The following is a 26,773-nucleotide window of genomic DNA, read 5'->3' as shown; positions in this document are numbered from 1 at the left end:
GTTTTATATCAGTTAGCATTTATTATAACCCGCATAAATGCATAGGAAATTCTTGATTTGGTATCATTTACAGGCTTATTTTTCCCATCTTAGTCATGCTTAATGAATTAATATTTTATCCATAAAACGACGCTTAAAACGGGTACCTTTCAGAGGATTGACTAAATAGTCACTTTAAATAACGATCACGCTGAGTTATGGTTATTTAGGTTCAAGAGTAAGATATCACAGCTTTTTTTCAGCGCAGTTAATTCATCGACGTTCATTTTTGATTTACTTAACATCGCCTGTGGGACTTGCTCTGCTTGCAAACGCATATTTTTCCCCGCATCAGTCAAAGAGATAATTCGAACGCGTTCATCTTGTTGCCCTCGCGCTCTAATAATCAAACCTTTAGCTTCTAAACGTTTTAATAGAGGAGTTAACGTACCGGAATCTAAATGCACTTTACCGCCTAACTCTTTTACATTCATGGTTGAATATTGCCACAGCACCATCATCACTATGTACTGCAGGTAAGTTAAGTCTAATTTTTTTAGTAGAGGACGGTAAGCACGTCCCATCGCATTTGAAACACTGTACAAAGAGAAACACAGCTGTTTATCGAGAAACAGATATGAATCAGGATCTTTTTTTCCCATTATTTTTAGCTCCTATAAAATATATTGTACACAATATACTTGTGTTGTGCTTTAAATTCAATTAACATTGTTAGCAACTTAATTGCGCACAACTTAAATTAATTAATTTGATTTAATGTTAGCGTTCCTCTCATATACAAAGGATACAAAATGACTATTTTATACAGCACATCCGCAACAGCAAATGCAGGCCGTAATGGACAAGTGACAACTGATGATAAGAAATTAGATCTGGCTTTAAGTTATCCAAAGGAGATGGGCGGAACGGGTGAAGCAACAAACCCAGAGCAACTATTCGCCGCTGGTTACTCCGCTTGTTTTTCTAATGCCATCTTGCATGTTGCCCGTGAAACTAAAGTTGCTATAAAATCCGCCCCAACAACAGCAACGGTTGCTATAGGCCCAAATGATAATAATGGTTTCGCCTTGGCGGTTACTTTGTCAATCCAATTAGATTTAGAACAAACTGAAGCCGTTCAATTGGTTAATGCTGCGCATCAGGTCTGCCCTTATTCAAATGCCGTACGTGGCAATATCGATGTGAAATTAATCGTAAATGGTGTTGCTTTATAAACGTAGTCATCTGTTTATAGTCTAAACTCATTTATCTAATAACTATCAAGGAATTAATTATGCGTGCAGTACGAATTCACCAATATGGTGGTACAGAAACACTACAACTAGATCAAGTTGATACACCGGTAATCAATGCAGATGATATTCTAATTAAAGTAAAGTCAGCCGCTATTAATCCCGTTGACTGGAAAATTAGAGAAGGATATTTAAAAGATTTCATCCCTTATAAACTGCCCGTCACATTAGGTTGGGACGTTGCAGGAGTAGTCTCCGAAGTGGGTGCTTCAGTAACAGATTTCAAAGTTGGCGATGAAGTTTTTAGTCGTCCAGATATTAGCCGAGATGGTAGCTATGCTGACTATATCGCAGTAAAAGCGGATCAAGCGGTACTAAAATCTACAAAACTGGATTTTGCACAAGCAGCCGCTTTACCTTTAGCGGGCATTACTGCTTGGCAATGCCTAGTCGATGTCGGTCAACTCCAAGCAGGACAACGTGTATTGATTCATGCTGGCGCGGGCGGTGTCGGACATTTAGCGATACAAATAGCAAAAGCGAAAGGGGCCGCAGTCATTGCAACAGCGTCTGCTGCTAACCAAGCATTACTTACTCAATTCGGTGCAGATCAAGCCGTTGATTATAATCAAGGCACTTTGCTTGAGCAGATTGCTCCAGTTGATTTAATACTCGACACACTAGGTGGTGATGTACAGGAGCAATCTTGGGCATTATTAAAAACAGGTGGTATGCTCGTATCAGTGGTCGCACCGCCAAGCGAAGAGAGAGCAAAAGAAAATAATGTTAAAGTTGCATTTGTCTTTATCGAACCGAGTAGCCCTATTTTACGTGAGCTGAATGCGTTAGTTGAAAGTAATCAGCTCATTCCATTTATTGAACATCGTTTTCCATTAGAGCAAATTGCACAGGCTCATTTACAAAGTCAATCAGGCCGCACTCGCGGAAAAATAGTTATTGATGTCAGTTAATTTCCTCTTATTTAGAGTCTGTTAAAATAAAAAGGTCGCATTATTAATGCGACCTTTTTTATTTACTGAGTTAGAAAAAAACACTCTAAACAGTGACCTCGGTATTGCTCATATTTCAGAGGACTGATGCACCTCAATATAACGCTGGCGCTTTTTAACTTTCAGGAAGTTCAAATCAACCACGACCAAACCATCCACGCAATCATTAAAATCCGGATCAATATTAAATGCAGAAAAACTAACACCGGCATCATCACATAGCTCAGAGTATTGTTTATAGAGCGTTGGTATACCAACGCCCATATTCGCCAATAAATGTTTCAAACTGATAAAGTCCTGCTTATAGTCATCACTGGTAAACGCATTGAAAAGGTTACCCTTTTCAGAGTAATCCAATTGAAAAGGGATTTTTGCCTTGGCTAAATTCTTATCACTGGGAAAATGATGCTGATAAAAATGTACCATTAGATTTTTAGCCGCCGCGGGCATGCTATTACTAATACTTACCGGCCCGAATAGATATTGGTAATGTGGATTTTTGGCTACAAAGGCACCGATCCCCACCCAAAGATAATCCAAACTACGTTTACCCCAATATTTAGATTGAACAAAACTACGCCCGAGCTCTAATCCCTGCGCAAAAAGTGGCTCCATAGCAGGCTGATAATCAAATAAAGTACTTGTGTAGAGACCGACTTCCCCAACAGAATCAATTATTTTTTTAGTCTCAGCAAAACGATAGGCACCAACTATCTCTAAATCTTCGTTGTCCCATAAAATAAGATGTAAATAATGCTGATCATAAATATCAATATCACGACGTTTCCCAGTCCCTTCTCCCACCATCCGAAATGCCAATTCACGTAAACGCCCTATTTCCCTCATAATCGGTGAAGGCCCAGCAAAACGGTAAAGCATAATACGTTTACCATCGACGGTTTTACCTAGCGCTTCACAACCTTTAATGGCGGCTTTCAGTTCAGCCCTATTTTCAGGATGAGCAATCGCTTTTTCGGTTTTAAAAATGGCGGCCTTACCATTAGCAATATTGTATAAATGTTTTTTAAACAATTTACACTTACTACTTTGAGTAATATCTAAAGAATCATAGTGTTCAAAAGGTACCACATCACCAATTTTAATATTCATTCGTTTATGAGCTTGCTTAAACATCTCCTTAACTAAAAATAGCGTTGATAAAGGTTTGTAAATGGCAGAAACGGAATAGAAAAAAGCGGAGTTTCTGGCATCCATATAAATAGGTAAAATGGGTGATTTGGTACTACTAGCGAAATTTAAAAAGCCTTTATGCCAGCTGCCATCTCGTATTCCAGCAGGCCCCATGCGTGACACTTCTCCTGCGGGGAAAATGATCACGACGCCATCATTATTGAGCTGCTGATAAATCGCATCAATATTTTTCTTTACCGTCGTCCCTATCGTTGTATTGTTAACAGGCAATAAGAGTGAATGAAGCGGCTTAACATTCATCAATAAATCATTGGCAACTACTTTGAAATCCGATCTAACTTCGCTGACGAGTTTAATCAATGCAGCCCCATCCAACGTGCCGATAGGATGATTCGCAATAATAACCACGCGGCCACTGGCTGGGATCTTCTCGCGATCTTTATCGGAAATACAATATCCAAAATCAAAATATTCCAATATCATTTCCGCAAAATCGATACCTTGTACATAAGGGAACTGCCGCTCAAACTCATAAAATTCTTTTTCATGTAACAGGTAACGTAGGATACGGCCAACACTCTTGCCCAATAACGATTGCTGATTCACCTTAGGGAGGTTATGCGTCACCATTTGCTCAACATTAAACATAATTTGTTTGCTACTTTTATTGGATTGATAATGCAGTCTAACCAGATTTCATTGATTAAATTTTGCAGTTTAATGACAGTTGTATGACAAAGTAACCGGCAGGATCATCCTTAAGAAGAATGATAAAAGTGAAATAGCGGCAAGAAAGCAAAGAAATATAAAAAGTTGGGAGTGAATATCAAGAGAATAGAGCTGTTAATTATCTAGTTTGATCTGTTACAAGTTTTTTATCTGCCAAGCTGGAAACCTTATTTGAGCGAAGAATAAAAATAAACCCCCTATTTTTGAACTTTTTGCGGTAAAGTTAGCCTGTCTATAGGAAGATTATCAATAACGCCTGCACATTCAAAGCATCATAATCACGAGAATTAATCAAATGATCAGTAAAATAAAAACATTTTTCAATTCTATTCTAGAGCAAGAGAATATCCCTGCCGCAGCAGATGATCATCGAATTGCTATTACAGCTCTACTCTGCGAAGTCTGTAACGCCGATCATATTATTAGTGAAGAAGAAGAAATCACCATCGAGCGGACTTTAAGCAAACTCCTTTTAATCGATCAAACCCAAGCAAAATCCTTACTGCAAACCGGCAAAGAAAAAATAAAATCCTCAAATTCATTATTTGATTTCACTTCGCAATTACGTGCAGCCGATTATGATATTCGTAGCAGATTAATCAGAGCAATGTGGGAAGTCGCTTACGCTGATAATCATTTAGATCCCATTGAAGAGCATATTATTCGTAAAGTATCTGATCTCATTTACGTAAAACACAGTGAATTTATTCGCACCAAATTATCCGTAATTGAAGCGTTACCTTAGGCGATAACGCAATATTTTATGCAAATACAGAAGGGATAAAGTATCACTTTATCCCCCTTTTTTCCGCTATTTTGGCTTTATCAATCAAAGCAGTAATCGTTGATCCTTGGATAAGAATAGAAAAAACAACAACCGAGTAAGTCATCACCATAATAAGTTCTCTCACATCTATCTGTTTATCTGGAATAACCAGGATGCCCGCAGGAATAGAAAGCGCCATGGCCAGTGCTAACCCTCCTCGCAACCCTCCCCAAGTGAGGATTCTGACAGACCAAGGGTTATAACTGCGATAACATTTAAATCCCATATAAGCAGTAAAGACACTGAGGTATCGACCCAGTAAAACCAGCGGAATAGCAATAGCCATTAATATCCAATCTTCCGTATGAAACTTAAAGAGCAACATCGATAAACCAATAAGTAAGAACAATACACCATTTAAAAACTCATCCACCAACTCCCAGAAATGGTCAAGATGCTCTTCACTTTCTTTGGAGAAACCGACAAAACGTGTCCAGTTACCTATCATAATACCGGAAACGACCATCGCTAACGGACCCGACACATGAATAACATCTGCAAACACATAACCAGCAGTCGGAATCCCTATGGTCAATAATAGTTCCATAGAGTGATCGTTAGTAGCGCTTATCAAGTAGTGAAAGAACAGCCCTAATAACAAACCGTAAAAAATACCACCAAGTGCTTCTTGAGCAAACAGAAGAGTAACACTGCCTATGGTGGGCGTTTCATGGCCAAAAGCGATGGTAAAAAGAGTCACAAAAATAACCAAACCAAAGCCATCATTAAACAGTGATTCACCTTCAATCTGCGTGGCAATGCGTTTAGGGGCAGATAATTTTTTAACAATGGCTAACACGGCGATAGGATCTGTCGGGGAAATCAATGAACCAAATAGCAAGCAGTAAACCAGTTCAAAGTGAATGCCTATAAATTGACAGATGGCATATAGGGAAAATCCGATAAAGAAGGTTGAAAAGAGTGTAGCCCCCAAGGCTAATACGGCGATTTCCCACTTTTGGTCTTTAAGATTAGGCAGCTTGATTCCTAATCCACCCGCAAAAAGCAGAAACCCGAGTATCCCTTTAAGTAAAAAATCTTCAAAGTTGATGCTCGTCATCGTTTCGGTTGCTATTTGCGTTAGGTTAAGCCAATTATTTTGGCCGACCAAAAGAATCAATAATGACAACATCATCGATCCTGCTGTAATAGCGATAGTGGTTTGCATCTTACCAATCTTACTGTTGATAAAAGCGATAAACATAGCTGCCGCCGCGAGAAAGCAGAGTGTGTAGTAGACCGACATAGAATTCTCGTTATACTGCCAATAAGGTTAGAAATCTTGCTTTTAAGTGGGTTAAAAAGCAAACAATTTTTACATAAGATAAGAATTAAGTGGTTTAATATCCATCCACGGCTGGTGAAGCTGAATAAAACCTCGGCTTGTATTTACTGATAAATATAATAAAGACAACACCGATAGCCACGCATGATATTATATCTTTACCCCCACTAAGGTTAATCCATGTTACGAACACTACCTTTTATCCTTATCGCCTTTTTTTTGCTCCAACCTATGCAGGGAAGAGCGGATGATTTGTCTTTCAAAAGCGCTTTTGATAAACAAAATAAAGGGCTCTTTTTTGAGTCATTGCAAGCAGCTTCGCAGATTAAAACGGCAGATGGGTACGCACTCTCTGCTGGCACTCGACTTATTTTAGTGCGTTTTGTTATGACCGAAGAAGAGCGTTTACAAAATATAGATATCGCTTTAGCTGATGCCTTAAATGCATTAAAAATAGATCCTCGGCACCTTCAGGGAAACCTTCAAGCAGCGGTTGGCTTCGGTCTTAAAGCACGCATTATTGATGCTATTGAGAACGCTAGAAAAGCGAAGTTTTATATTGACCAAGCCCTTAAATTTTATCCACAAAGCCCTTGGGCTTGGGCTGCTAATGGCGGATGGCATGCCGAAGTGGTACAAAAAGCAGGTGTATTATTAGGCGCTGTCATGTTTTCAGCAAAACGAAAAATCTCTATCAGCTCTTTTCAAAAAGCAATACAACTGTCAGAAAATCCAATCCCCTTTTATTTGGCCTATAGCCAAACACTTCTGCGTACCCACAAAAAGGAAGATCGCGTTCAAGCATATAGTCTACTCCGGAAAACAGTGCTGCTTGCCCCCCAAAATCAACTCAATAAAATTGCACAACAACTTGCCAAACAGCTTTTACTCGCCCTTGATAAGCAGGATGAGAACAAACTCGATCAGCTGTTAGAAAATTTTGCCACCCCGGCGGGATAATAATAGCGATCCACTCTAAAGGCTGCCTTGGCACAAGCCCACCAGTATCCTGTGGTGCAGAATATATTGCGACTTGCAAGCGATGAGTTGCAGGAAACAATAATGTACATTGATGGCGCCGCCTGCATTAGGCGCTTGCTAACGAGCACAATAGCCCCCCTAAAATTTGATTAATGGTTATCAGATTCAGATTGCTTATCTGCGTAATCTTTTGGCGGTGGTGTCCAGCCTCGTTCTGAGCCGCTGTGCTTACCTAAGCGATCATCACTCATTGCCAGCTTAATTTTGTCTTCCAGTTCAATAAAGAGTTTGCGATAGTTATTATCAAAACGATCCCCTTGCGATTCATTTGCCCACGCCTGATAAAGCTCATCGGATTGTTTATCTTCGGTACGTTTATAAGCACTTTTTTGCTGTTCAACAAAAAACGGATGATATCCTAAACAACGCATTGCTACCGCACCACTTTCTAACGCCGAATAATAGGTTTCCAATTCAATAAAATCAGCACCGGCAGCGCGTAAAAGATAACTATGTCCCCGATCAAAAGCACGCGCTAGAATCTTGATATGTGGATAAGTGTGTTTTACATATTTGACCAGATCAACACTACTTTCACGATTATCAATGGCAACCACCAGCATGGATGCTTCTTCAATGCCTGCAGTGTGTAATAACTCTGGACGAGTAACATCGCCAAAATAAGCTTTAGTATTGATTTTACGCATCACATCGACCTGATTAGCTTGATGATCCAGCACCACGGTTTTTATACCATTAGCCATCAAAAGCCGGTTAATTATCTGCCCAAAACGGCCAATACCGGCAATAATCACGGTGCCTTTTTCATCGATTGTGTCACTTTCGCGTTTATTCGATGCCAGCTGAAAACGAGGCAGGATCACTTTATCAAATAGGATGAACAGGCCCGGTGTTAAAAACATCGAAAGGGCAACAACCAATGATAACGTTTGCGCAATTTCGCTGGGCAAAACATGGCTTTGCACGGTAAAACTTAGCAAGACAAACCCGAACTCACCCGCTTGAGCCAAGCTTAAAGTGAACAACCAACGGTCACTATTTTTAATGCGAAATATATACGCTAGTGCATACAGAATAAGCGCTTTTAAGAGCATCATTCCCACCGTTAAGCCGATAATAAGAGAGAAATCATTAAACAAAAGTGTAAAGTTGATTCCGGCACCGACGGTAATAAAAAACAACCCGAGTAGCAGCCCTTTGAAGGGATCTATATTTGATTCTAGTTCATGACGAAATTCACTATTGGCGAGCACGACTCCCGCAAGAAAAGTGCCTAATGCTGGAGAAAGTCCCACCAAACTCATTAAGGCAGCAATGCCTATCACCAGCATCAGAGCGGTTGCTGTGAAAATTTCTCGTAAACCTGAGCTTGCCACGAATCGAAATAATGGGCGGCTCAGTAAATGGCCTGCAAAAACAACAACCGCAATGGAAGCGGTGATCACTAAGGCATAAACCCAGCCTTGTAGACCTACCACTAGACTGAGCTCTTCATGTGTTGCAGCAGCTGACACCAGAGTATTCTGTGCCTTTTCAATTAATTCGGGTAAAGCCAATAGCGGAATAAAGGCAAGCATAGGAATAACCGCAATATCTTGAAAAAGCAATACTGAAAATGCATTTTTGCCACCGTCTGTTTTATTGAAACCTTTTTCGTTGAAGGTTTGTAAAACAATCGCCGTTGAGGAAAGCGCGAAAATAAGGCCGATAGTTAAGGCGATTGTCCATGACTGTTCGAAGTAAATCGCAATGCCCATGACACTAAGCGTCGTACCAACAAGTTGCAGTCCCCCTAATCCCATTAACCGGTTGCGCATTGCCCAAAGCATTTTAGGCTCTAACTCTAAACCGACCAAGAATAGCATCATGACGACACCAAATTCCGCAAAATGCTGAATACTGACTGTCTCCTCACCCACTAAACCTATTACCGGGCCAATCACAACGCCGGCCATCAGATAACCTAATACCGAGCCTAATCCAAAGCGCTTAGCGATAGGCACGGCAATCACCGCAGCGGCAAGGTAAATAAAAGCCTGAAGGAAATATCCAGTCATCTGTTAATCCTTTTTAATAATATCGTCAATATACTGATTAAGTTTTTGTAGCTTCTGGACCCGGCGCAAATCAACTCTATCATCGACTAATGCTTCCAATAAAATCTGCCATTGTGCTAAGTGCTGTTGAAGATGTCCCGTTTCGCTCGCCGCTCTTGATTCAAACAAAGCAAAAGGTGGCAGATAAATCATGCCATTAAGTGACGCCATCTGCTCCATCGGATTTAACAGTTCGCGAATCGTAAAATGGTTATATCCATCCGATTGGTAGGCCTCTGCCTTACCGCCTGCACTAAGCGAGCAAAAAAAGGTTTTTCCATGCAACGCAGTGGCATCTTCACCATAAGAAAATCCATATTCCAGCACCAAATCTTGCCACTCCTTGAGAATAGCAGGCGTCGAGTACCAATATAGTGGGAACTGGAAAATAATCACATCGTGATCCAGCAGGCGTTGCTGCTCCTTATCGATATCGATGTGAAAGGTCGGATATTCATAGTAGAGATCCACAGCAGTGACCCCATTTATCTTTTGTGCTTGTTTAAAAAGCGGGGCATTAACAGCTGAGCGATGCAACGATGGATGAGCAAGCAAAATAAGTACTTTTTTCTTCGCCATAAACAGGTCACTTTTTAAATTGGTTAATTGAATGATACTTTTGAACATATCCGTGTAGCTATGATAATACTATTTTTCGGCCTTAATTAACTGATTTAGAAGTATAGATAAATGTGCCATTTTAATATCTGATAACTGCTGATAATGAATCAAAGTGGTCTTTAAAGCCAGTAAATGATGCTCAATATTCCCCCGGTTACTGACACACTCTTTTTACGGATAAGTGAAATGTAAGATAGACATATAGTTATTATTTTCTTAACATAGGTTTAACATTTCAATAGAAATAATAAAAATGAATAAAAACACGCTAAATGAAAAAGAGGTCGATATACTTTTGGTCGGCGCGGGTATTATGAGCACCACCTTGGCCATGTTATTAAGACAGTTAGATCCGAGTCTAAAGATAGCCATGATAGAGCGTTTATCTGATGTTGCTAGTGAAAGTAGCGATGGTTGGAATAATGCAGGGACAGGTCACGCCGCTTATTGTGAACTTAATTATACCCCCGAGCACCCCGATGGTTCGATTGATACAACAAAGGCTTTTTCTATCAATACCGCTTTTGAAGAATCATTGCAGTTTTGGTCTTATTTAGTGGATCAAAAAATATTAGCCAGTCCCCATTTTATTAACCAGGCTCCACATCACAGCTTTGTCAGTGGCGACAAGGATGTTAACTTTCTACGCAAACGCTACCAACTATTAAGTGCACACCCACTCTTTGCCGATATGCAATACAGTGAAGATCCTGAGCAGCTAAAAAAATGGATTCCCTTAGTGATGGCCGGACGGGAGCCTACTCAAAAGGTGGCGGGATCAAGAGTACGTTATGGCTCAGATGTTAATTTTGGTGCGTTAACCCGTGATATGTTAACAGCCCTGCAGAAGATGGGTAATTTTGAAATCCTAGTGCAGCACTGCGTGACCGATATTGATCAACAAGCAGATAAGCGTTGGAGGATTAGGGCGAAAAACAAAATGGATGGCCCTCACAGCTATTTCAATGCGCGCTTTGTTTTTCTCGGCGCCGGTGGCGGATCATTGGCACTATTACAAGCTTCGGGGATTCCTGAAAGTAAGGGATACGGTGGTTTCCCGATTAGTGGACAATGGTTAGCCTGTACTGTTCCCGAGGTGGTTGGGAAACATCATGCTAAAGTGTATGGCAAAGCGCCTAAAGGCGCGCCCCCTATGTCTGTACCTCACCTTGACACGCGTATTATTGATGGCAAAAAGACTCTCTTATTTGGCCCCTTTGCAGGCTTTACAACCAAATTTCTTAAGCAGGGATCCCCCTGGGATCTCGCCACCTCGATTAACCCGACAAATTTACTGCCAATGTTATCAGTGGGGACTCAGAGTATCGATCTGATCCGTTACCTTATTTCTGAAATGCTGCAGTCACATAAATCAAGAATGAGGGCATTACAATGCTTTTATCCTGAGGCAAAACCCGCTGATTGGTTTTTATCTGTTGCTGGCCAGCGCGTACAGATAATTAAAAAAGGCGCAGATAAAGCCGGTAAACTAGAGCTTGGCACTGAAATTATTCATGCAGCCGATGGCACGCTTGCCGCTTTATTGGGGGCATCTCCAGGCGCATCCACGGCTGTTCATACGATGTTAGGAGTGATAGAAACTTGCTTTGCGAAGGAACTGAAAACAGAGACATGGCAGGTGGGATTGAAAAAAATCATTCCTTCTTACGGACAATCTCTTGTTGATAATCGGGATTTGTTGGTGACAGTGAGAGAGCATACGCTAGCGAGTCTGGGCCTGGATCAAAAACCTTTGTAAGGAAAGATGACAAAAATTTGTTTTCTTTATTGTGCACAACTCAAAAATAAAAAAACGCACTTTATATTTGCCAATTTAGTGACTAAAAGTGATAACCTGCAAAGTCAGATCTGCACTATAAAAAAACAAATTATCTTACACCGGGAAAGCGCATTGAGTGCGCTTTTTATTTAAAAGTAATGGATGTTTATGTTCCGTTCTATTTTAGCAATAATATTCACTGCTCTGCTTTTTAGTTGTGGCGGCGGCGGCAACAGCACTAAAGAATCTTCAATCCTCGTACCAACACAAGCAAGTGATAGCTGCCCTGCTTCTATGCAATGTGACTTCTTTACAGCACCTAAAGACTATAACGATAATGAGAGTGAAACGGTAAAGATCCATTACGGAATTCATCACGCCAGCGATACACAAAATCGGATTGGTATATTAGTCTTTAACTTTGGAGGGCCTGGCGGAGAAGCAGTCAATGGCACCGCTTGGATGGTTGAAAATAACTTACCACAAAGTATATTGGCACATTTTGATGTCATAGGTATGGATCCGCGCGGCTCGGGTAAAAGTGCTTTTGCACAAGAGCTAAGTGATTGCGCCATCGCAGCACGTAATCATAGGGGGAATTGTGATAGCGTGCTAGCCGATGTCGCGCCGTATTTGGGCAGCAATAGCGTAGTCAAAGATCTCGACCAGTTGCGCATCACATTAGGAGAGCAAAAGCTTAACTTTATGGGGTACTCTTACGGTACTCGGTTAGGTGCATTATACGCCAATATGTACCCTGAAAAAGTGCGAGCTATTGTGTTAGATTCGCCGATGTCTCCTGATGAAGTAAATTACTTTGAATCAGTCAAAGGCAAGATCAGCGGTTTTGATCTGGTTGTCGATTATCGCCTTGGCTTTGATGCCAGCAAAAAGTCCAAATATATCCATGTGTTTGATGCGATAAACCGCACAGGCTCTTATACAGCCGCTGATAGTGTCAGCTTAAATAGCTCAGAAGCTTCTAATGCACTGTTTGCAACGGCAGGCAGAGAAACATCAGCTAACTGGTCAAAAATTAAAACGGGTGTTTCTGATTTACTCGATAATAATCATGCTCAACGACTTAAAATACAAATTCCAAATATCTATTATCCGGCGGTGTCAGAGGATGATTTACGCTCCGCAGTTTTATTTGACGCAGTAAGCTGCACAGATGAAATAATGCCGCTTAGCTATAACGATATTGTTGCTAAACATAGTGAATATGATGCCATCTCCACGTTATTTGCACCCGTTGGCAAAAATTGGTCAACAAGGTGTGCGGATTGGCCATTTGCGCAAGATCCGATTGCCGTCGTTGAAACAATGGAAAACGTATTAACCGATCAGCAGATCTTAATTATTGTCGGTAAGTACGACACCAATACCCCCTATATCTGGGGTGCAAAAATGGCCGCCAGTTTTGCTCAATTAGCAAGCGTGATTACCGTTGACAATTTAGCCGACCATGGATTTAGTTATACGGGCCTTAGTTGTGTCGATAAAAATACGACACAATATTTGTTGCATCCCACAAACAAAATTGCAGACGAGACATGCTCTGGTGCGCTGCTGAATAAAAAAGGGGCTTTGTCTATAACAAACAAAGATCATCCAGCCAAGCGAATGAATCCGAGGTGGTATTAAATTTATAAATGATATTATCCCCGTTAGCAATCAAAATACATGTGTATCTTGAATGATAACGGGTATGTCCATAAATAAAAAACCAGATCGTAAAACTACGATACTCAATATTATTCAGCAGGTAAGGGCCCAATTCCCATTTGATGATGTGAATGTACAGATTTGTGGAGATAGCTGTATCGGTTGCCCTAAAAAATTATTAGAATTAGTTGAAAGCGAAATCAACCATTGGGAGTATGTTGTTGCAAAAGGAAACCTCCCAAATATGAGTGAAATAGACTATTTTGCCAAGTTATGCAAAAATATAAGGAGAAGCTTAGTCCGCAATGGTGTGCTGCCTCCAATATAAAAATCTAATTAAATAACTTTTAGCGTCGCAATCAATTGTTTGTTTTCTACCCTTATCGATTCTAACAACGCTTTTATCATTGTTTGGGTCATATCCTTTTTTAAGCGATAAACGGGCATTGTCTGAAGTACCGGGGTAATAGTCTGCTCTGCCAGCTCGATAATTTGTGCTTCAAATTGCACCGGCATCCCTTCTACTTGCAACTGCAGAATCTTTACATTGGTCAGATAAAATGCGGCTTGTTGGGCGTTATAACTAAGCGATCCGGTAAGCCGAGTGAAACCTCTGTTTGTTGATCCGGCGGTGAGTAACCTGACCTGTAATTGCAACTCGATTTCATTGATATCCTTAGCCAACTTAACAACTGGATTGCTTAATTCAATTGTCATAAATGCATTTTTTTTCACCATTGGCATCGCCTGCGAGACCTTCTCTTGGATCTGCGCTTCACTAAAAGTAACCGTCAATGCCTGCGCAGATAGACTGAAAATGTATAGAAGTAAACTGCTGGTTAATAGCAATTTACTTATAAAGTAATGGCTTGTTTTTAATATGCTCATAATATCTCACCCGATTGTAAATTAAGAAGCAGATTACTCCACTGGTGATAAGTTGGCCAGAATGTTTTTAACAATAAGCAAACGTTTTAATTCCCTGCGGTTAAGTCTCTATGAGAAAGCCCTGTCAGTAATCGTTGACGATTATAATAGTGAATAAAAGTAAAAGGTTAGGATAAGTTAAATGCCTTCTATCCTGCTTTCAAATCACATGAGTCGTTATTTCCATAGTAAGAAAATGGTTTAACTTCGCTAGCTTCATAGCCATAAACTCTTTATAGTTAACATTTAAATATTCATGTAACACAAAATAGAGAATAAATAGATGGCAGGAATCATTAAAACAGCAGAAGAAATCGAGAAAATGCGCATTGCAGGTCAGTTAGCTGCAGATGTACTAACGATGATCGCACCTTTTATCCAAAAAGGGGTGACGACTAACGAATTAAATCAACGCTGTCATGATTTTATTGTTAATGAGCAACAGTGCATTCCTGCTCCGCTTAATTATCACGGTTTTCCAAAATCTATCTGCACATCAATTAACCATGTTATTTGCCATGGCATTCCCAATGATAAACCGCTCAAAGAAGGCGATATAATCAATATTGATATTACCGTGATTAAAGACGGTTATCACGGCGATACCTCGCAAATGTTTATAGTTGGCAAAGCCTCTATTTTGGCGGAACGCCTGACACGCATTGCACAAGAGTGCTTATATATTGGTATTAACTTAGTTAAACCAGGTGCTCGTTTGGGCGATATTGGCGCCGCGATTCAGAGACATGCAGAGCAAAGTAATTATTCAGTTGTACGCGAATACTGTGGCCACGGTATCGGTGCAGGCTTCCACGAAGCGCCGCAGGTTTTACATTATGGTAAAGCTGGCACAGGAGAGACTTTACAAGTCGGACAATGTTTTACCATTGAACCGATGATTAATGCAGGTAAAAAAACGTGTAAAGTGCTTCAAGATGAGTGGACAGTTGTCACTAAAGATAAGAAATTATCGGCACAATGGGAGCATACATTATTGGTGACAGAAAATGGTGTGGAGATTTTAACACTGCGACCAGAAGAAACGATTCCTCGTATTATCAACCACGATTAACAGAGTGCCCTATTGCAAGATAGGGTGTTCATCAATAACGATCGACAAACTTCGCTGAGGTGAACATGGATTTTGAAACGCTCTGTCCGGTTAATATCCCAGAACATAATCTTACCCTGACTTTTCTCAAGAAAGGATTGCAACAGTTTCAACAATGGCAAATTGAAAATTTCAAAGCAAAGCAACCGATTACAGAAATAGTCGCTTGCAGAGCACTTTATATCGATCAACTGTTAACACGTTTATGGGCTCATTTTGGATTACACAAGAGTGAAGAGTTAACCCTCATCGCAGTTGGCGGCTACGGGCGGGGTGAACTACATCCCAAATCAGATATCGACATTCTTATTCTCTACCAAAAAAACATCAGCTCTGACGAAGAGCGCAATATCAGTGCGCTAATTACTTTGCTATGGGATTTGAAACTCGATATAGGTAATAGTGTGCGTAGCCTGCATGACTGTATTGAACAAGGTAATGCCGATATTACGGTTGCCACCAGTATGATTGAAGCGCGCTACATTTCAGGCCATAAAGAAACTTTTAAAAAACTACTCGATCTGGTTGAATCCAAGATATTTTGGCCCTCAGACCAATTTTTTATGGTTAAACGTGAAGAGCAACTCACTCGTCATCGGCAGTGCCGTGGCGACGGTTACAGCCTTGAACCCGATCTTAAAAATGGATCTGGTGGACTGCGTGATATTCAAACGATCGCTTGGGTTTCTAAGCGTCATTTCGGCGCAAACAGTTTATTAGATCTGACCAGTTACGACTATATAACCCAAGCGGAGTACCAAGAGTTAGTGGACTGTCAAAAACAGCTTTGGACGATCCGCTTTGCACTGCATACGGTGACTAATCGTCCTGATAATCGTCTTTTATTTGATTTCCAAAGTGAGGTGGCGCTATTACTCGGTTATAGCGGACAAGGTAACCAAGCTGTCGAGCAGATGATGAAAGCCTTTTATCAAACGGTTCATCGCGTCAAAGAACTGAATGAGATGCTACTGCAATATTTCGACGAAGCTATTCTCGGTAATATTGCCAAGAACATTACCGCTATTGATCGTCATTTTCAGCTTCGCGACGATATGATCGAACTCAAAACGCCTTCTCTTTTTAGTGAAGAGCCAGAGGCTATCTTAGAACTGTTTTTACATATTGCAGAAGACGCCCGCATCAAAGGCATTTACTCAGCAACCCTACGCGAATTGCGTGAAGCGCGACGCGGTTTAACCCACTGGTTAGAAAACATTCCCGAATGCCGCGATCTGTTTTTAACGATTGTCAAACATCCTAGAGGCATGGGACTACCGTTTACTCTGATGCATGAATACGGCGTCTTGAGCGCCTATATTCCACAATGGAGTCGCATCGTCGGACAGATGCAGTTTGACCTCTTTCATGCCTACACAGTAGATGAGCATACTCATAAACTCACCGAGAATATTTACAACTTCCCCAACACCAAAAAAGAGCATCCCCTTGCCCATGATATTTACCGTTATTTAGAAAAAACTGAGCTGCTCTTTTTGGCCGCAATTTTTCATGATATTGCTAAAGGGCAGAAAGGTGATCACTCCACACTAGGTGCAGTTGATGCGCTAACATTTTGTGAATTACATGGTTTAAGTCGCTATGAATGTAACTTTGTCGCTTGGTTGGTAAAACATCACCTGGTTATGTCTGTCACTGCACAGCGCCGAGATATTAGTGATCCACGCGTGATTATTGAGTTTGCACGTTTAGTACGTGATGAAAAACACTTAAATTTTCTATATTGCTTAACGGTTGCCGATATTTGTGCGACCAATGAAGAGGCATGGAATAGCTGGAAAGGTACTCTGTTACGTGATTTGTATTACGGCACCTTGAAGATGTTGCGCCGCGGACTTGAAAACCCACCTGATATTCGTGATCGTATTCGCGACAGACAACGTAAAGCATTGGCGGTACTAAAAACACAAGGACTTTCTGAGCAGCAGGTAAAACCATTATGGAAACGCTTTAAACTTAACTATTTTTTCCGTTATAACTCTGCACAAATTGCTTGGCATACCCTTAACATGTTAAAACATGATGATCACAGCCGTCCGATGATTTTAATCAGCGATCAGAATGAACGTGGCGCAACAGAAATTTTTGTTTATCACAAAGAGATGCCTGTACTTTTCTCTTCTGTGGTCACGGAAATTGATAATAAGAAACTCAGTGTGCACGATGCAAAAATTCTCTCTAGCCGAGATGATTTTTCCCTGAGTACCTTTACCGTGCTCGAGCAAGATGGCGAACATATTGATCCCGATAAAATTCAGCGTTTAAAGCAGGCGATAGAGATGGCGCTGTTGTCACCAGAGAAAGTGAATACCCAGCAAACTCGCTTACCACGCGTTAAGCGTCAATTTAAGTTTGAAGCTGAAGTTACCTTCTTGCCAACACGCCGCAAACGCACTCAGATTGAAGTGGTTGCCTTTGATGCGCCGGGTATCCTTGCCAATATAGGCGAAGTATTCCGCTGTAGTGGTGTCATGCTTGATACCGCTAAAATCACCACTATTGGTGAGCGCGCAGAGGATCTGTTTATTGTTTCGACTGTTGAGGGCAATGCTTTAACAGAACAGCAAGAGGCAAACTTAAAAGCTAATTTAATGAGAGAATTGAGTCCAGAAAACAGCGATTAGGGGCCTACGCCCCTTCTTTTTTTATCTAAGGAGTACAAAATCGTGGTTTAATACACGTAAAGAGACCCTGTCTCCCACTTTAAACTGCTGAGTATCGCCAAAATGATTGCTATGTTTTATGTGGTAATCATTACCCCGATAAATGACACGAATTTCCTGATAGGAACCTGAAAAACTGACTTTACTGATACAGCCTAAGCCGTCAGCGGAGCTGGTTATCGCTATCTGCTCTGGCCTCAGTAGCAGGGTTAATGGTGCTTTATTCAATTCAATTTCGCTATCACTGGTTAATAACCCAAGATCAGATTGATAACTAAATTGATCCACAGCATGCACTTTTAGGTAATTACTCAAGCCCATAAAATCGGCCACATATCTGGAATTGGGATGACAATATAAAGCTTGTGCCGTGCCAATCTGGACTATTTTCCCTGCCTGCATAAGCGCAATTTTATCAGCAAAAGCAAAACCTTCCTCTTTTGAGTGAGTCACAAATAGCGCGCTCATGCCGCTCGACTTAAGCAGCGCTCTGATTTCATCAATTAACTGAAAGCGCACATGATGATCGAGGTTAGAAAATGGCTCATCTAATAACATCAGATCCGGTTGATAAGCGAGAGCCCGCGCAATAGCAACCCGCTGCTGCTGACCGCCAGAGAGTTGATGTGCAAAGCGCTCGCTATAATCACTGAGCTGCACCAGCGCGAGCAGACTATCGACACGTTGCTTTATTTCTTGTTTGCTAAGCCGATCCAGCGAAAAAGCGATATTATCAAAGACATTGAGGTGCGGAAAAAGCGCATAATCCTGAAAAATAAAGCCAATTTTACGTTTCTCGGGTGCGACATTAAGACCCTTGCCATTAACGGGATTGCCATTAATCTGAATATCACCAGAAAGCTGCGCCTGCAAACCTGCAACCGCCTTCAAAAGCGTCGTTTTGCCACAGCCACTCTCCCCGAGTAAGCACATAATTTCATTATGATTAAGCGTCAGATCAAGTAAATCAAGTACCTGAATATCTTGATAAAAACAGCTTAATTTATTAATTTGTAAAGTCGGCATTAAGTGCTTTTCTCCAATAATCGGTTAACAATAATAAAAGGTATCAGTCCCATCAATACGATTAATAATGCCGGCAAAGCCGCATATTCAATCATCTCATCTGAGACAAACTGATACACATAAGTAGCTAATGTTTCAAAATTAAACGGGCGCAATAATAGCGCCGTGGGTAATTCTTTCATCGCTTCGATAAACACCAAGATAATGGCGGTGAGCATGCCTTTTTTAATTAAGGGGAAATTAACGCGACGAATCGTCTGAAACGCATTTTGCCCAAGGGAACGCGATGCTAAGTCTAATGAGGGAGAAACTTGCGCTAAACTGCTATCAATACTGCCCACCGCAATCGCGCTAAAACGGACTAAATAAGCGACCACTAAAATGAATAACGAGCCAGAAAAAAACAGTCCAATCCCTGAAAATCCATTTTCCAGTAATAACTGATTTACGCCTAAATCAAGCTCGGTAAAAGGAATTAATACGCCAATCGCCACCACGGTGCCGGGCACGGCATAACCTAGCGACGATAAACGTATCGTTGTTCTGGCAAACAGCCCTGGGCATAAACGCTGATAAAAATTAACCGTTAAGGCAATGAGTAAGGCTAAACCAGCTACTATGATTGCCAGCCACACACTGTTTAACGTGTATTGCCATAATGCAGCAGTTAACGATGCACTAAAATAGCTCAAAGCATAATAGCAGAGCGTAAAAAGAGGCAAGATAAAAGCCGCAACCAGCAAAATCCAAGAAAAAGTGAGCGCCCCCCATTTCTGCCACCCACATAAAACAAACCGCAGCTGCGTATGTGTTGCTCCGCCACGTTGATAGACTTTCTGTTTACGGCGGCTATAATTTTCAAGGCTAATCAAAATCACTAAAGCTAATAACATTAAAGAAGAAATTTTTGCCGCAGTCGTTAAACTGCCAAGCTCTAGCCAGGTATCATAAACAGCCGTGGTTAACGTGCTCACCGCAAAATAATTAACAGTGGCAAAATCACCTAAGCTTTCCATTGCAATTAAAGAGAGACCAACCGCAATGGCAGAACGCGAAAGAGGTAATGAGACACGATAAAAAGCCCTTAAAGGTGAAGCGCCCAAACTGCGCGCCGCTTGGAATAAAGAACCAGATTGCCCTAAAAAAGCACCCCGCAATAGAAGATAAAGATAAGGATAAAGTGCCAAGCTCAGAATTAAAATCGCGCCGAAAAGGGTACGAATTTCAGGAAAGTAATAATCGCCAGCCCTCTGCCACCCCATCACACCTCGCAACAAGCGCTGCAACGGGCCACTAAAATCAAGTAAGTCGGTATACACTATCGCCACAATATAAGGGGGAATAGCCAGCGGCAGCATTAAAGCCCATTGTAAAATGGTGCGGCTGGGGAATTCGCAACAAGCAACAAACCAAGCAACCGGCATTGCAAAAATAAAACTTAAGCTCATTACGCCTAAAATTAATAGCAGCGTATTTAAACTATAAGTAAGTAAAACAGTATCAAAGAGATGCTGAAAACTGCCCTGAGGATCGCTGCTAAAAGAATTAATAAGCAATGCAATGATAGGTGAGATTAAAAGACAAGTTACCGCCCAAGGCAGTAACTTGTACAGCGTAGCGTTAGAGATCAAATTTAACTTCATCAAGTAACTTAACGGCCGCTTTGTGTTGCTTAGCAATCTCAGCAAGCGGTAATTTGTCGGCTTTAAAATCACCCCAAGAGGCCACTAATTTAGAAGGGGCAACACGCGCATTGACAGGATATTCATAGTTCACTTGTGCATAAAGTTGTTGCGCAAGATCATCAGAAAGAAATTCCATTAATTTAATCGCATTCGCTTTATTCGGAGCATATTTAGTTAACGCCATACCACTGACATTGACATGCGCACCACTGCTGTTTTGGTTAGGGAAGTTAATGTTAACTGCCTCAGCCCAAGCAACTTGTTTAGGATCGGCCAACATTTTACCAAGGTAATAACTATTGCCTAATGCATAATCACAAAGTCCATCTTTAACGGCTTTCACCTGTGCACGATCATTACCTTGTGGTTTACGTGCTAGATTCGCTTTAAGCCCTTGTAACCATACTTTTGCGTCAGCAAGGCCCTGATGTGCAATCACCGAAGCAACAAGTGATATATTATAAGGATGTTTGCCTGAGCGAGTGCAAATTTTACCTTTAAATTCTGGACTGGCTAAATCTTGATAGGTGATATTTGGTACGGGGCCAACACGCTCGACCGAGGAGTAAATATTACGTACACGTGTGGTTAATGCAAACCAGTGCAAATCAGGATCGCGGTATTGGCTAGGAATATTTGTCGTTAAAACTTTACTATCAACAGCTTGAGTCAGATTTTGCTCAGTCAACTGCATTAAACGGCTAAAATCAGAAGTTAAAACAAGGTCAGCTGGAGAGAGGCTCGCTTCCCTTTTAATACGCTCGACCAGCCCCTTTTTAGCAAAGAGAATATTTACTTTAACGCCCGTTTGCTCAGTAAATTTTTCCATAATAGGATTAATCAAAAAAGGTTGACGGAATGAATAAATATTTACTTCTTCAGCAAGCGCCGTCAATGTAGTGAGGCTTAATGTCGTAAAGAGCATGGCAGAGGTGACTAATTTTTTTGCAAACATATTGTTCTCAAATGGTAGTAGTTATCAGATAACTGCAATCGTAATGATAACCGTTACTATTTACAATAGTTATTATCATTCTTTTTGTAGAAAAGTTTAATTACCACGCATTCAAAATGTACAATCACTTTTAGTTCAGCCGGTTTATCATGACCACCTTCACTCACTTTCTATAGGATACGATACTAATGGCCATTGATTTAAGCAAACTTATCACCGAGAGTCGCAACGCGAACAGTGAGCTGATTGATACCTTGTCGACAATAGAGATCTTAAAAGTGATTAATCGCGAAGATCAACAAGTAGCATTAGCTGTCGAGCAAACTATTCCAGCAATCACGCAAGCTGTGGATGCAGTTGCCGACGCTTTTCAATCGGGTGGTCGTTTGATTTATAGCGGTGCGGGAACATCGGGTCGATTAGGTGTTTTAGATGCAAGTGAGTGTCCACCTACATTCGGATCTGAGCCAGATCTTGTTGTTGCATTAATCGCAGGCGGTCATCCTGCTATTTTACACGCCGTGGAAAATGCAGAAGATAATCAATCGCTTGGCGCTAGCGATCTTAGAGCTATTAATTTTAATAAGCACGATGTACTGATCGGTATTGCCGCAAGTGGACGCACACCTTATGTGTTGGGAGCGATGCAATACGCATTATCTGTCGGCGCAACCGTTGTATCTCTGAGCTGTAATCCACAGAGTGCAATGACCGAATTAGCACAAATTAATATTACGCCGATAGTTGGCCCTGAAGTCGTGACCGGATCTTCCCGCATGAAAGCGGGTACGGCACAAAAATTAGTGCTCAATATGATCACAACGGCTGCAATGATCCGCACAGGTAAAGTATTCAGTAATTTAATGGTGGATGTACAAGCGAGTAATAAAAAACTACAGCAGCGTCAAAGAAATATCGTCATGGAAGCAACCGGCTGCCCTGAACATCAAGCCACTCAAGCGCTTAGTGAATCTAAAAATCACTGTAAAACAGCCATTTTAATGATTTTAACCGATCTCGATGCAGAAACAGCCCAACAAAGGCTTAATAACCATAAAGGCTTTATTCGTCAAGCATTAGCAGATCAAAGTTAAAATGACGATGCACTTAACTCAGATGAATACAAAAAAGTAAATATTTACCACACCTATTTCATGCAACTGAAAAACTATGTTTTGGTTTACATGCAATTACAGCGTTAAAAGGAGAAAAACACTTATATTTGGGTTTTCTCGGTGTACCGCGCAGCGTCTCCCTATTCTCTGTGGTAATTTTCTAATCTTTTACAACAACCTGCGTTATCGACAGAAGCATGAAAGTAAATTCAAGGAAAAATAATCAGGAATAAAGGGAAAAAGTAGCGATATCGCTTCACAATCTTTACTCATGAGTTGAGCCCTGACGAAAAAAGAATAAAACATCAATATATTGATTTGACTAAAATAACTTTGTTTCTAAACCCTCTACTTGCGCCGAATTTTGAAGCAAAACCTATGATAATATATTTAACTTATTGAAATTTTTCATTTGATTGTTATTTTTTTGTCTTGTTATCTTTAATAATGTTCAATATCAGTTAAATATCCGAAGAACATTAAAATACTTTTTAGTCGTTAATAAATTTGAGAGTAATCAAAATGCCCCTGCGTAGTGTATCAATATTAATCATGCTGACCTCTTTATATATAGTAACTGGCCATGCTGAGATATATAAATTTCAAGATGAAAGTGGTAAATGGCATTTTACAGATGTAGCTCCCACCGGAAATACACTCGCAGTGCAACTTGATATTGATAAGACACAAACAGCATCCGAAAAAAGTCACAAAAAAACAGGCCAAAATCTGCAAACGTATTTAAGCGATTTGATTAAGCCTAACGCCATGCGCGACTTTAAACACAAATCACATGTTCAAGTTGCAGTGGTTTGTTTTTAAGTAAGGTATTGGCAAGCATGCCTAATCCATGGGCTAATATCTTGCGACTTAATCGACCTAATAATGTCCACATTTTCCTTGCCCATACCTTGTTCATATTAAATCTACCTGTTAGCTGACCTATCACTGTTTCCACCAACCGGCGAGTTTTGTTTAAAAAATTACGCTCTGTTCGTTCTAAATGGTCGACCATATTATGACGTACTGGTGTTTCTAATTTTATCGCTTGCTCGCTGTCTAAATCACTTTTTAAATGTGCCGATAAGTAACCTTTATCACCAAGTAAAAATTGATGATTCTTATCTTGAACCAATTCCCAAACTGCCTCTCTTTCACTGCCAGATGCCTCAGTTAATGTGAAATTAGCAATGTTGCCTGCATCATCAACAAGTAAATGCCCTTTAAAGCCATAATAAGTTTCTGACTTGCTTGCACAGTACCCATAACCAGCTTCCCCTTTAAAGTTATTACTTTTATTCGCTCGTTTAAAATGAGCAGTGGTCATAGGAAAACCATCGACAATAAGGCATGTGGCATTCATGCTACTTTCTTCATTTAATTTCCCCTGAAGCAGCTGTTTTACATGCCAAAGGTTTGAAGCTTGTTTAGCAAAATTTGAACGTGAAGTAAGTTTAGGAAACAATGATAGCCAGTGTGCTTTAAAGTATGTCCATATTGCCTTATCAGTATCATACGAAAGAAATTCACCAACAATTTCCATCGTTATTACCTCAATATCACTAAGTTCGGGTTGAAAGCCTCGGCTTCTTAGTTTCGTATTTCCTAGCACTTTACTCACATTCTCATCTGTCCAACAATAGACCCAAATGATAAACTCTTCTAATGGCATGATCTTGTTCGCTTTATTTGTTGTTTGGTGATAACAAAATAAGGTTAGATCATGCCTTTTTCAATATTTTTCTCATTTTTTAAAAGTCGCGCATGGCGTTAAGCCTAATAATGATATCGAGACAGCAACGATCTCAGTTGTCAAAATAGAAACACCAACAAGCACGGGTTCCGGATTTTTTGTCAACGATCAAGGATACATTATTACCAACAAACACGTAATACGTATTACTGAGAGCAAATACTGGAAATCAGAGCAGAAAAAAATCAAGTTAAAAAAACAGAAAATGGAAGAAGTAAAAGAATATTTACAACAAAAAAAATTAGAAATGCATCAATATAAAAAGAAACTAGCTGATTATAAAGAACGTATTAGCAATGCGAGCGAAGCAGATAGAGCTACAATGCAAAAAACCTATGACTATTATTTAAAACGGTACACTCTCCAGGAAAAACAGCATGACAAAATTTCAGCTAACTATATCAAAGCCAAAAAAGCATTTTCGCAGCACAATAGAAAAATGAGGCAGTCTATAGGGGCCACAACATTTAAAATCATCCTTAAGGATAGTACTGAATTACAAGCTAACTTAATCAAATTGAGCCCTAAATTTGATTTGGCTTTACTAAAATTAAGCGGAAACTATAAAACGCCCTTTCTTAAAAATACAACGCAGTTCACACAAGGAATGGACGTTTATGCCATCGGCAGTCCACTTGGTTTTAAAGATTATGTCAGCAAAGGAATTATTATGGGCCAAGAAAAAGGTCATATTGTAACGGATGCTCAGATATTACCAGGAAATAGTGGAGGCCCCCTCGTTACAACCGATGGGATTGCGATCGGTATTAATACAGCGGTTTATCGTGCGGATGGAACAATTGGCTCAGAAGTATTTGGTTATGCTATCCCGACTTCAATGATTGAAAGGGAGTTTGCTAAAGAGCTGCACTAAGCATCAACGTGCATCTCCCCTTTGTGGCACATAGCAATACAACCATATTTATATAATATTGGATTTAATAACCCTTTAAGTGTAAACGAAAAATAATAAATTAATCATTTTCATGATTGATAAGTCATTGCAGCTTGTGTATATTTTATATCTACTTTTTAAGGATAAATACACAATGGAATTACACTTCTATCCCGGACATGACTTTTTAGCCGTAATCAATACAAATGGTCATGCGACCTACAAATTTGAAGCAATGGGGGGGCCCCGCGAGCCGGGAACCGACATACGAATGCATGAACAACCCACCACCGCAGGCCACTATATTATTGACAAGGCACATGCTTATACTACCCCGAGCTGGGGCGTAGGATCAAAAATCAGATGGGGGACACCGTTACAAGATAAAGGTAATGATATTTGGTATCAACTTAAAAATGGTAACTGGGCATCGTTGCTCAATGATTTTGGTCTTCCAAGACAGGATGTCATTACCGCATATAACGAAATTTATAATTTGCCTGACAATAAGATTATTCCTAAAAAGTCGATATTTAATGACTTTGGTCCTATTGCGATTCGTTATTTTAAAGATCTTAATAATAATCAGAAGTTAGATGGTAAAGAAACACTTTTAGGTGAAATGTTTCATACAACACCCGACAATGAACGTGAATATGAACAAGGGAAAAAAGTTGTCTTATATCCATCGCATGGTTGTATTCATCTAAAACCCGCCGATCGAGATACGCTATTTGGGATAGGTGCATTTAAGCCCGGCACGACCTTTATTGTGCATAAATATAATGAACGATTTACCGGGGTCATTAAATGAAAAAATTAATAATTATTATAGAGCTCTTTTTATTAAGTTGTTGCATAAGTAGTTATGCGGCTAAACAACCTAAATTTGATCATATTATCGCGCTTCCTGAAGAATCAGGAGCTAACTTTCTCGCTTATAATTGGACAGGAGACTTAGTTTGGTTTGATAATAATCTAACGGTCATTGAGCAAAAACATTATGATTATGCAATGCCTGATGGATTGATTGTTTTTGATAAAGGTCTGTTGATAAAATCAGAAATGAAAAAAAACAGTAAACACTCGATACATCGTGAGCTTACGGCAGCGTAGCTCAACTTCCATTTTTTGTTCTGATTTAATACGGGTAACTCATCCATCAGGACTTAATTATGTCAAATCCAGAGCAACTTAGTAGCGTTATTACTGCATTTGAGC

General features: G+C 40.2%; 24 protein-coding genes. 14 read left to right on the top strand and 10 right to left on the bottom strand.

The features are described 5' to 3' along the window. Positions 1-185: 185 nt before the first annotated feature. A complete protein-coding gene (gene ohrR, locus KSO91_RS09675; RefSeq protein ID WP_238742752.1) occupies positions 186-641 on the bottom strand; it encodes a transcriptional regulator OhrR in 456 nt (151 codons plus the stop codon). 150 nt (positions 642-791) lie between these two features. Between ohrR and ohr the strand changes: the two genes are divergently transcribed. Then, positions 792-1,214, top strand: coding sequence for an organic hydroperoxide reductase Ohr (gene ohr / locus KSO91_RS09670; protein ID WP_238742751.1), 423 nt, complete (start codon positions 792-794; stop codon positions 1,212-1,214). Between the two features lie 59 nt (positions 1,215-1,273). Continuing rightward, positions 1,274-2,203, top strand: a complete 930-nt coding sequence (locus KSO91_RS09665; protein ID WP_238742750.1) for an NADP-dependent oxidoreductase — start codon at positions 1,274-1,276, stop codon at positions 2,201-2,203. Between the two features lie 108 nt (positions 2,204-2,311). Here the strand turns inward: KSO91_RS09665 and olsF are convergent, their stop codons facing one another. Then, positions 2,312-4,042: a bifunctional ornithine lipid synthase OlsF gene (olsF, locus tag KSO91_RS09660; RefSeq protein ID WP_238742749.1), complete on the bottom strand. Its 1,731-nt coding sequence runs from the start codon at positions 4,040-4,042 to the stop codon at positions 2,312-2,314. Between the two features lie 376 nt (positions 4,043-4,418). Between olsF and KSO91_RS09655 the strand changes: the two genes are divergently transcribed. Then, positions 4,419-4,868, top strand: a complete 450-nt coding sequence (locus tag KSO91_RS09655; RefSeq protein ID WP_238742748.1) for a tellurite resistance TerB family protein — start codon at positions 4,419-4,421, stop codon at positions 4,866-4,868. Between the two features lie 43 nt (positions 4,869-4,911). Here KSO91_RS09655 and KSO91_RS09650 read toward each other — a convergent pair whose 3' ends face one another. Next, positions 4,912-6,195 (bottom strand): cation:proton antiporter, encoded by a 1,284-nt coding sequence (locus tag KSO91_RS09650; RefSeq protein WP_238742747.1) that lies wholly within the window; start codon positions 6,193-6,195, stop codon positions 4,912-4,914. A 219-nt stretch (positions 6,196-6,414) separates the two neighbouring features. Here KSO91_RS09650 and KSO91_RS09645 point away from each other — a divergent pair, with 219 nt between their 5' ends. Further along, positions 6,415-7,194: a hypothetical protein gene (locus KSO91_RS09645; RefSeq protein ID WP_238742746.1), complete on the top strand. Its 780-nt coding sequence runs from the start codon at positions 6,415-6,417 to the stop codon at positions 7,192-7,194. A gap of 170 nt (positions 7,195-7,364) precedes the next feature. On the opposite strand, the gene KSO91_RS09640 is transcribed toward KSO91_RS09645, so the two are convergent. Both KSO91_RS09640 and KSO91_RS09635 read right to left on the bottom strand, forming a co-directional pair. Beyond that, positions 7,365-9,293 (bottom strand): cation:proton antiporter domain-containing protein, encoded by a 1,929-nt coding sequence (locus KSO91_RS09640; protein WP_238742745.1) that lies wholly within the window; start codon positions 9,291-9,293, stop codon positions 7,365-7,367. Positions 9,294-9,296: 3 nt separating this feature from the next. Continuing rightward, the gene (locus KSO91_RS09635) at positions 9,297-9,911 is read right to left on the bottom strand and encodes an NAD(P)H-dependent oxidoreductase (RefSeq protein ID WP_420830950.1); all 615 of its coding nucleotides are present in this window, start codon (positions 9,909-9,911) and stop codon (positions 9,297-9,299) included. Between the two features lie 295 nt (positions 9,912-10,206). Here KSO91_RS09635 and mqo point away from each other — a divergent pair, with 295 nt between their 5' ends. From mqo to KSO91_RS09620, 3 genes are all read left to right on the top strand, one after another. Beyond that, entirely contained in the window at positions 10,207-11,712 is a 1,506-nt protein-coding gene (gene mqo, locus KSO91_RS09630) for a malate dehydrogenase (quinone) (protein ID WP_238742744.1), read from the top strand. A 189-nt stretch (positions 11,713-11,901) separates the two neighbouring features. Beyond that, positions 11,902-13,380 (top strand): alpha/beta fold hydrolase, encoded by a 1,479-nt coding sequence (locus KSO91_RS09625; protein ID WP_238742743.1) that lies wholly within the window; start codon positions 11,902-11,904, stop codon positions 13,378-13,380. 64 nt (positions 13,381-13,444) lie between these two features. Further along, positions 13,445-13,729: a hypothetical protein gene (locus tag KSO91_RS09620; protein WP_275113957.1), complete on the top strand. Its 285-nt coding sequence runs from the start codon at positions 13,445-13,447 to the stop codon at positions 13,727-13,729. Between the two features lie 8 nt (positions 13,730-13,737). On the opposite strand, the gene KSO91_RS09615 is transcribed toward KSO91_RS09620, so the two are convergent. Then, positions 13,738-14,289, bottom strand: coding sequence for a DUF1439 domain-containing protein (locus tag KSO91_RS09615; protein ID WP_238742742.1), 552 nt, complete (start codon positions 14,287-14,289; stop codon positions 13,738-13,740). A gap of 322 nt (positions 14,290-14,611) precedes the next feature. Here KSO91_RS09615 and map point away from each other — a divergent pair, with 322 nt between their 5' ends. Continuing rightward, positions 14,612-15,400 carry a type I methionyl aminopeptidase gene (gene map / locus KSO91_RS09610; RefSeq protein ID WP_238742741.1) on the top strand — a complete coding sequence of 263 codons (789 nt, stop codon included), beginning with the start codon at positions 14,612-14,614 and terminating at the stop codon, positions 15,398-15,400. A 65-nt stretch (positions 15,401-15,465) separates the two neighbouring features. After that, positions 15,466-18,084 (top strand): [protein-PII] uridylyltransferase, encoded by a 2,619-nt coding sequence (gene glnD, locus KSO91_RS09605; RefSeq protein WP_238742740.1) that lies wholly within the window; start codon positions 15,466-15,468, stop codon positions 18,082-18,084. Positions 18,085-18,105: 21 nt separating this feature from the next. Here glnD and KSO91_RS09600 read toward each other — a convergent pair whose 3' ends face one another. The 3 genes from KSO91_RS09600 to KSO91_RS09590 are packed head-to-tail and all read right to left on the bottom strand — an operon-like array spanning position 18,106 to position 21,789. Further along, positions 18,106-19,149 (bottom strand): ABC transporter ATP-binding protein, encoded by a 1,044-nt coding sequence (locus KSO91_RS09600; protein ID WP_238742739.1) that lies wholly within the window; start codon positions 19,147-19,149, stop codon positions 18,106-18,108. Next, complete coding sequence (locus KSO91_RS09595) at positions 19,149-20,792, bottom strand: ABC transporter permease (RefSeq protein ID WP_238742738.1); 1,644 nt, start codon at positions 20,790-20,792, stop codon at positions 19,149-19,151. Before KSO91_RS09595 ends, KSO91_RS09600 begins: the two co-directional genes overlap by 1 nt. Then, the gene (locus tag KSO91_RS09590; protein ID WP_420830949.1) at positions 20,770-21,789 is read right to left on the bottom strand and encodes a Fe(3+) ABC transporter substrate-binding protein; all 1,020 of its coding nucleotides are present in this window, start codon (positions 21,787-21,789) and stop codon (positions 20,770-20,772) included. Before KSO91_RS09590 ends, KSO91_RS09595 begins: the two co-directional genes overlap by 23 nt. Positions 21,790-21,977: 188 nt before the next feature. On the opposite strand from KSO91_RS09590, the gene murQ reads away from it, so the two are divergent. After that, positions 21,978-22,883, top strand: coding sequence for an N-acetylmuramic acid 6-phosphate etherase (murQ, locus tag KSO91_RS09585; protein ID WP_238742737.1), 906 nt, complete (start codon positions 21,978-21,980; stop codon positions 22,881-22,883). 543 nt (positions 22,884-23,426) lie between these two features. Beyond that, complete coding sequence (locus KSO91_RS17890; protein ID WP_420830948.1) at positions 23,427-23,726, top strand: DUF4124 domain-containing protein; 300 nt, start codon at positions 23,427-23,429, stop codon at positions 23,724-23,726. On the opposite strand, the gene KSO91_RS09580 is transcribed toward KSO91_RS17890, so the two are convergent. Continuing rightward, a complete protein-coding gene (locus tag KSO91_RS09580; RefSeq protein WP_238742736.1) occupies positions 23,683-24,576 on the bottom strand; it encodes an IS982 family transposase in 894 nt (297 codons plus the stop codon). The genes KSO91_RS17890 and KSO91_RS09580 overlap by 44 nt on opposite strands. 286 nt (positions 24,577-24,862) lie before the next feature. Here KSO91_RS09580 and KSO91_RS09575 point away from each other — a divergent pair, with 286 nt between their 5' ends. From KSO91_RS09575 to KSO91_RS09565, 3 genes are all read left to right on the top strand, one after another. Further along, complete coding sequence (locus tag KSO91_RS09575; protein WP_338049755.1) at positions 24,863-25,531, top strand: S1C family serine protease; 669 nt, start codon at positions 24,863-24,865, stop codon at positions 25,529-25,531. A gap of 175 nt (positions 25,532-25,706) precedes the next feature. Further along, positions 25,707-26,366 carry a L,D-transpeptidase family protein gene (locus KSO91_RS09570; protein ID WP_238742735.1) on the top strand — a complete coding sequence of 220 codons (660 nt, stop codon included), beginning with the start codon at positions 25,707-25,709 and terminating at the stop codon, positions 26,364-26,366. After that, positions 26,363-26,668 carry a hypothetical protein gene (locus KSO91_RS09565; RefSeq protein WP_238742734.1) on the top strand — a complete coding sequence of 102 codons (306 nt, stop codon included), beginning with the start codon at positions 26,363-26,365 and terminating at the stop codon, positions 26,666-26,668. Before KSO91_RS09570 ends, KSO91_RS09565 begins: the two co-directional genes overlap by 4 nt. Positions 26,669-26,773: the final 105 nt, after the last annotated feature.

It is taken from the genome of Psychromonas antarctica (assembly GCF_022267535.1).
GTDB lineage: Bacteria > Pseudomonadota > Gammaproteobacteria > Enterobacterales > Psychromonadaceae > Psychromonas > Psychromonas antarctica.
The sequence above is the reverse complement of the archived record's forward strand: the minus strand, read 5'-3'. Positions and strand labels throughout refer to the sequence as shown.

Coding starts and splice junctions, on each gene's coding strand:
- KSO91_RS09595 (WP_238742738.1), bottom strand. CDS start 20,792: ATGAAGTTAAATTTGATCTCTAACGCTACGCTGTACAAGTTACTGCCT.
- KSO91_RS09570 (WP_238742735.1), top strand. CDS start 25,707: ATGGAATTACACTTCTATCCCGGACATGACTTTTTAGCCGTAATCAAT.
- KSO91_RS09640 (WP_238742745.1), bottom strand. CDS start 9,293: ATGACTGGATATTTCCTTCAGGCTTTTATTTACCTTGCCGCTGCGGTG.
- KSO91_RS09650 (WP_238742747.1), bottom strand. CDS start 6,195: ATGTCGGTCTACTACACACTCTGCTTTCTCGCGGCGGCAGCTATGTTT.
- mqo (WP_238742744.1), top strand. CDS start 10,207: ATGAATAAAAACACGCTAAATGAAAAAGAGGTCGATATACTTTTGGTC.
- KSO91_RS09615 (WP_238742742.1), bottom strand. CDS start 14,289: ATGAGCATATTAAAAACAAGCCATTACTTTATAAGTAAATTGCTATTA.
- KSO91_RS09665 (WP_238742750.1), top strand. CDS start 1,274: ATGCGTGCAGTACGAATTCACCAATATGGTGGTACAGAAACACTACAA.
- KSO91_RS09575 (WP_338049755.1), top strand. CDS start 24,863: ATGGAAGAAGTAAAAGAATATTTACAACAAAAAAAATTAGAAATGCAT.
- KSO91_RS09590 (WP_420830949.1), bottom strand. CDS start 21,789: ATGTTTGCAAAAAAATTAGTCACCTCTGCCATGCTCTTTACGACATTA.
- murQ (WP_238742737.1), top strand. CDS start 21,978: ATGGCCATTGATTTAAGCAAACTTATCACCGAGAGTCGCAACGCGAAC.
- KSO91_RS09580 (WP_238742736.1), bottom strand. CDS start 24,576: ATGCCATTAGAAGAGTTTATCATTTGGGTCTATTGTTGGACAGATGAG.
- KSO91_RS09655 (WP_238742748.1), top strand. CDS start 4,419: ATGATCAGTAAAATAAAAACATTTTTCAATTCTATTCTAGAGCAAGAG.
- KSO91_RS09565 (WP_238742734.1), top strand. CDS start 26,363: ATGAAAAAATTAATAATTATTATAGAGCTCTTTTTATTAAGTTGTTGC.
- glnD (WP_238742740.1), top strand. CDS start 15,466: ATGGATTTTGAAACGCTCTGTCCGGTTAATATCCCAGAACATAATCTT.
- KSO91_RS09620 (WP_275113957.1), top strand. CDS start 13,445: ATGTCCATAAATAAAAAACCAGATCGTAAAACTACGATACTCAATATT.
- KSO91_RS17890 (WP_420830948.1), top strand. CDS start 23,427: ATGCCCCTGCGTAGTGTATCAATATTAATCATGCTGACCTCTTTATAT.
- KSO91_RS09645 (WP_238742746.1), top strand. CDS start 6,415: ATGTTACGAACACTACCTTTTATCCTTATCGCCTTTTTTTTGCTCCAA.
- ohrR (WP_238742752.1), bottom strand. CDS start 641: ATGGGAAAAAAAGATCCTGATTCATATCTGTTTCTCGATAAACAGCTG.
- KSO91_RS09635 (WP_420830950.1), bottom strand. CDS start 9,911: ATGGCGAAGAAAAAAGTACTTATTTTGCTTGCTCATCCATCGTTGCAT.
- olsF (WP_238742749.1), bottom strand. CDS start 4,042: ATGTTTAATGTTGAGCAAATGGTGACGCATAACCTCCCTAAGGTGAAT.
- ohr (WP_238742751.1), top strand. CDS start 792: ATGACTATTTTATACAGCACATCCGCAACAGCAAATGCAGGCCGTAAT.
- KSO91_RS09625 (WP_238742743.1), top strand. CDS start 11,902: ATGTTCCGTTCTATTTTAGCAATAATATTCACTGCTCTGCTTTTTAGT.
- KSO91_RS09600 (WP_238742739.1), bottom strand. CDS start 19,149: ATGCCGACTTTACAAATTAATAAATTAAGCTGTTTTTATCAAGATATT.
- map (WP_238742741.1), top strand. CDS start 14,612: ATGGCAGGAATCATTAAAACAGCAGAAGAAATCGAGAAAATGCGCATT.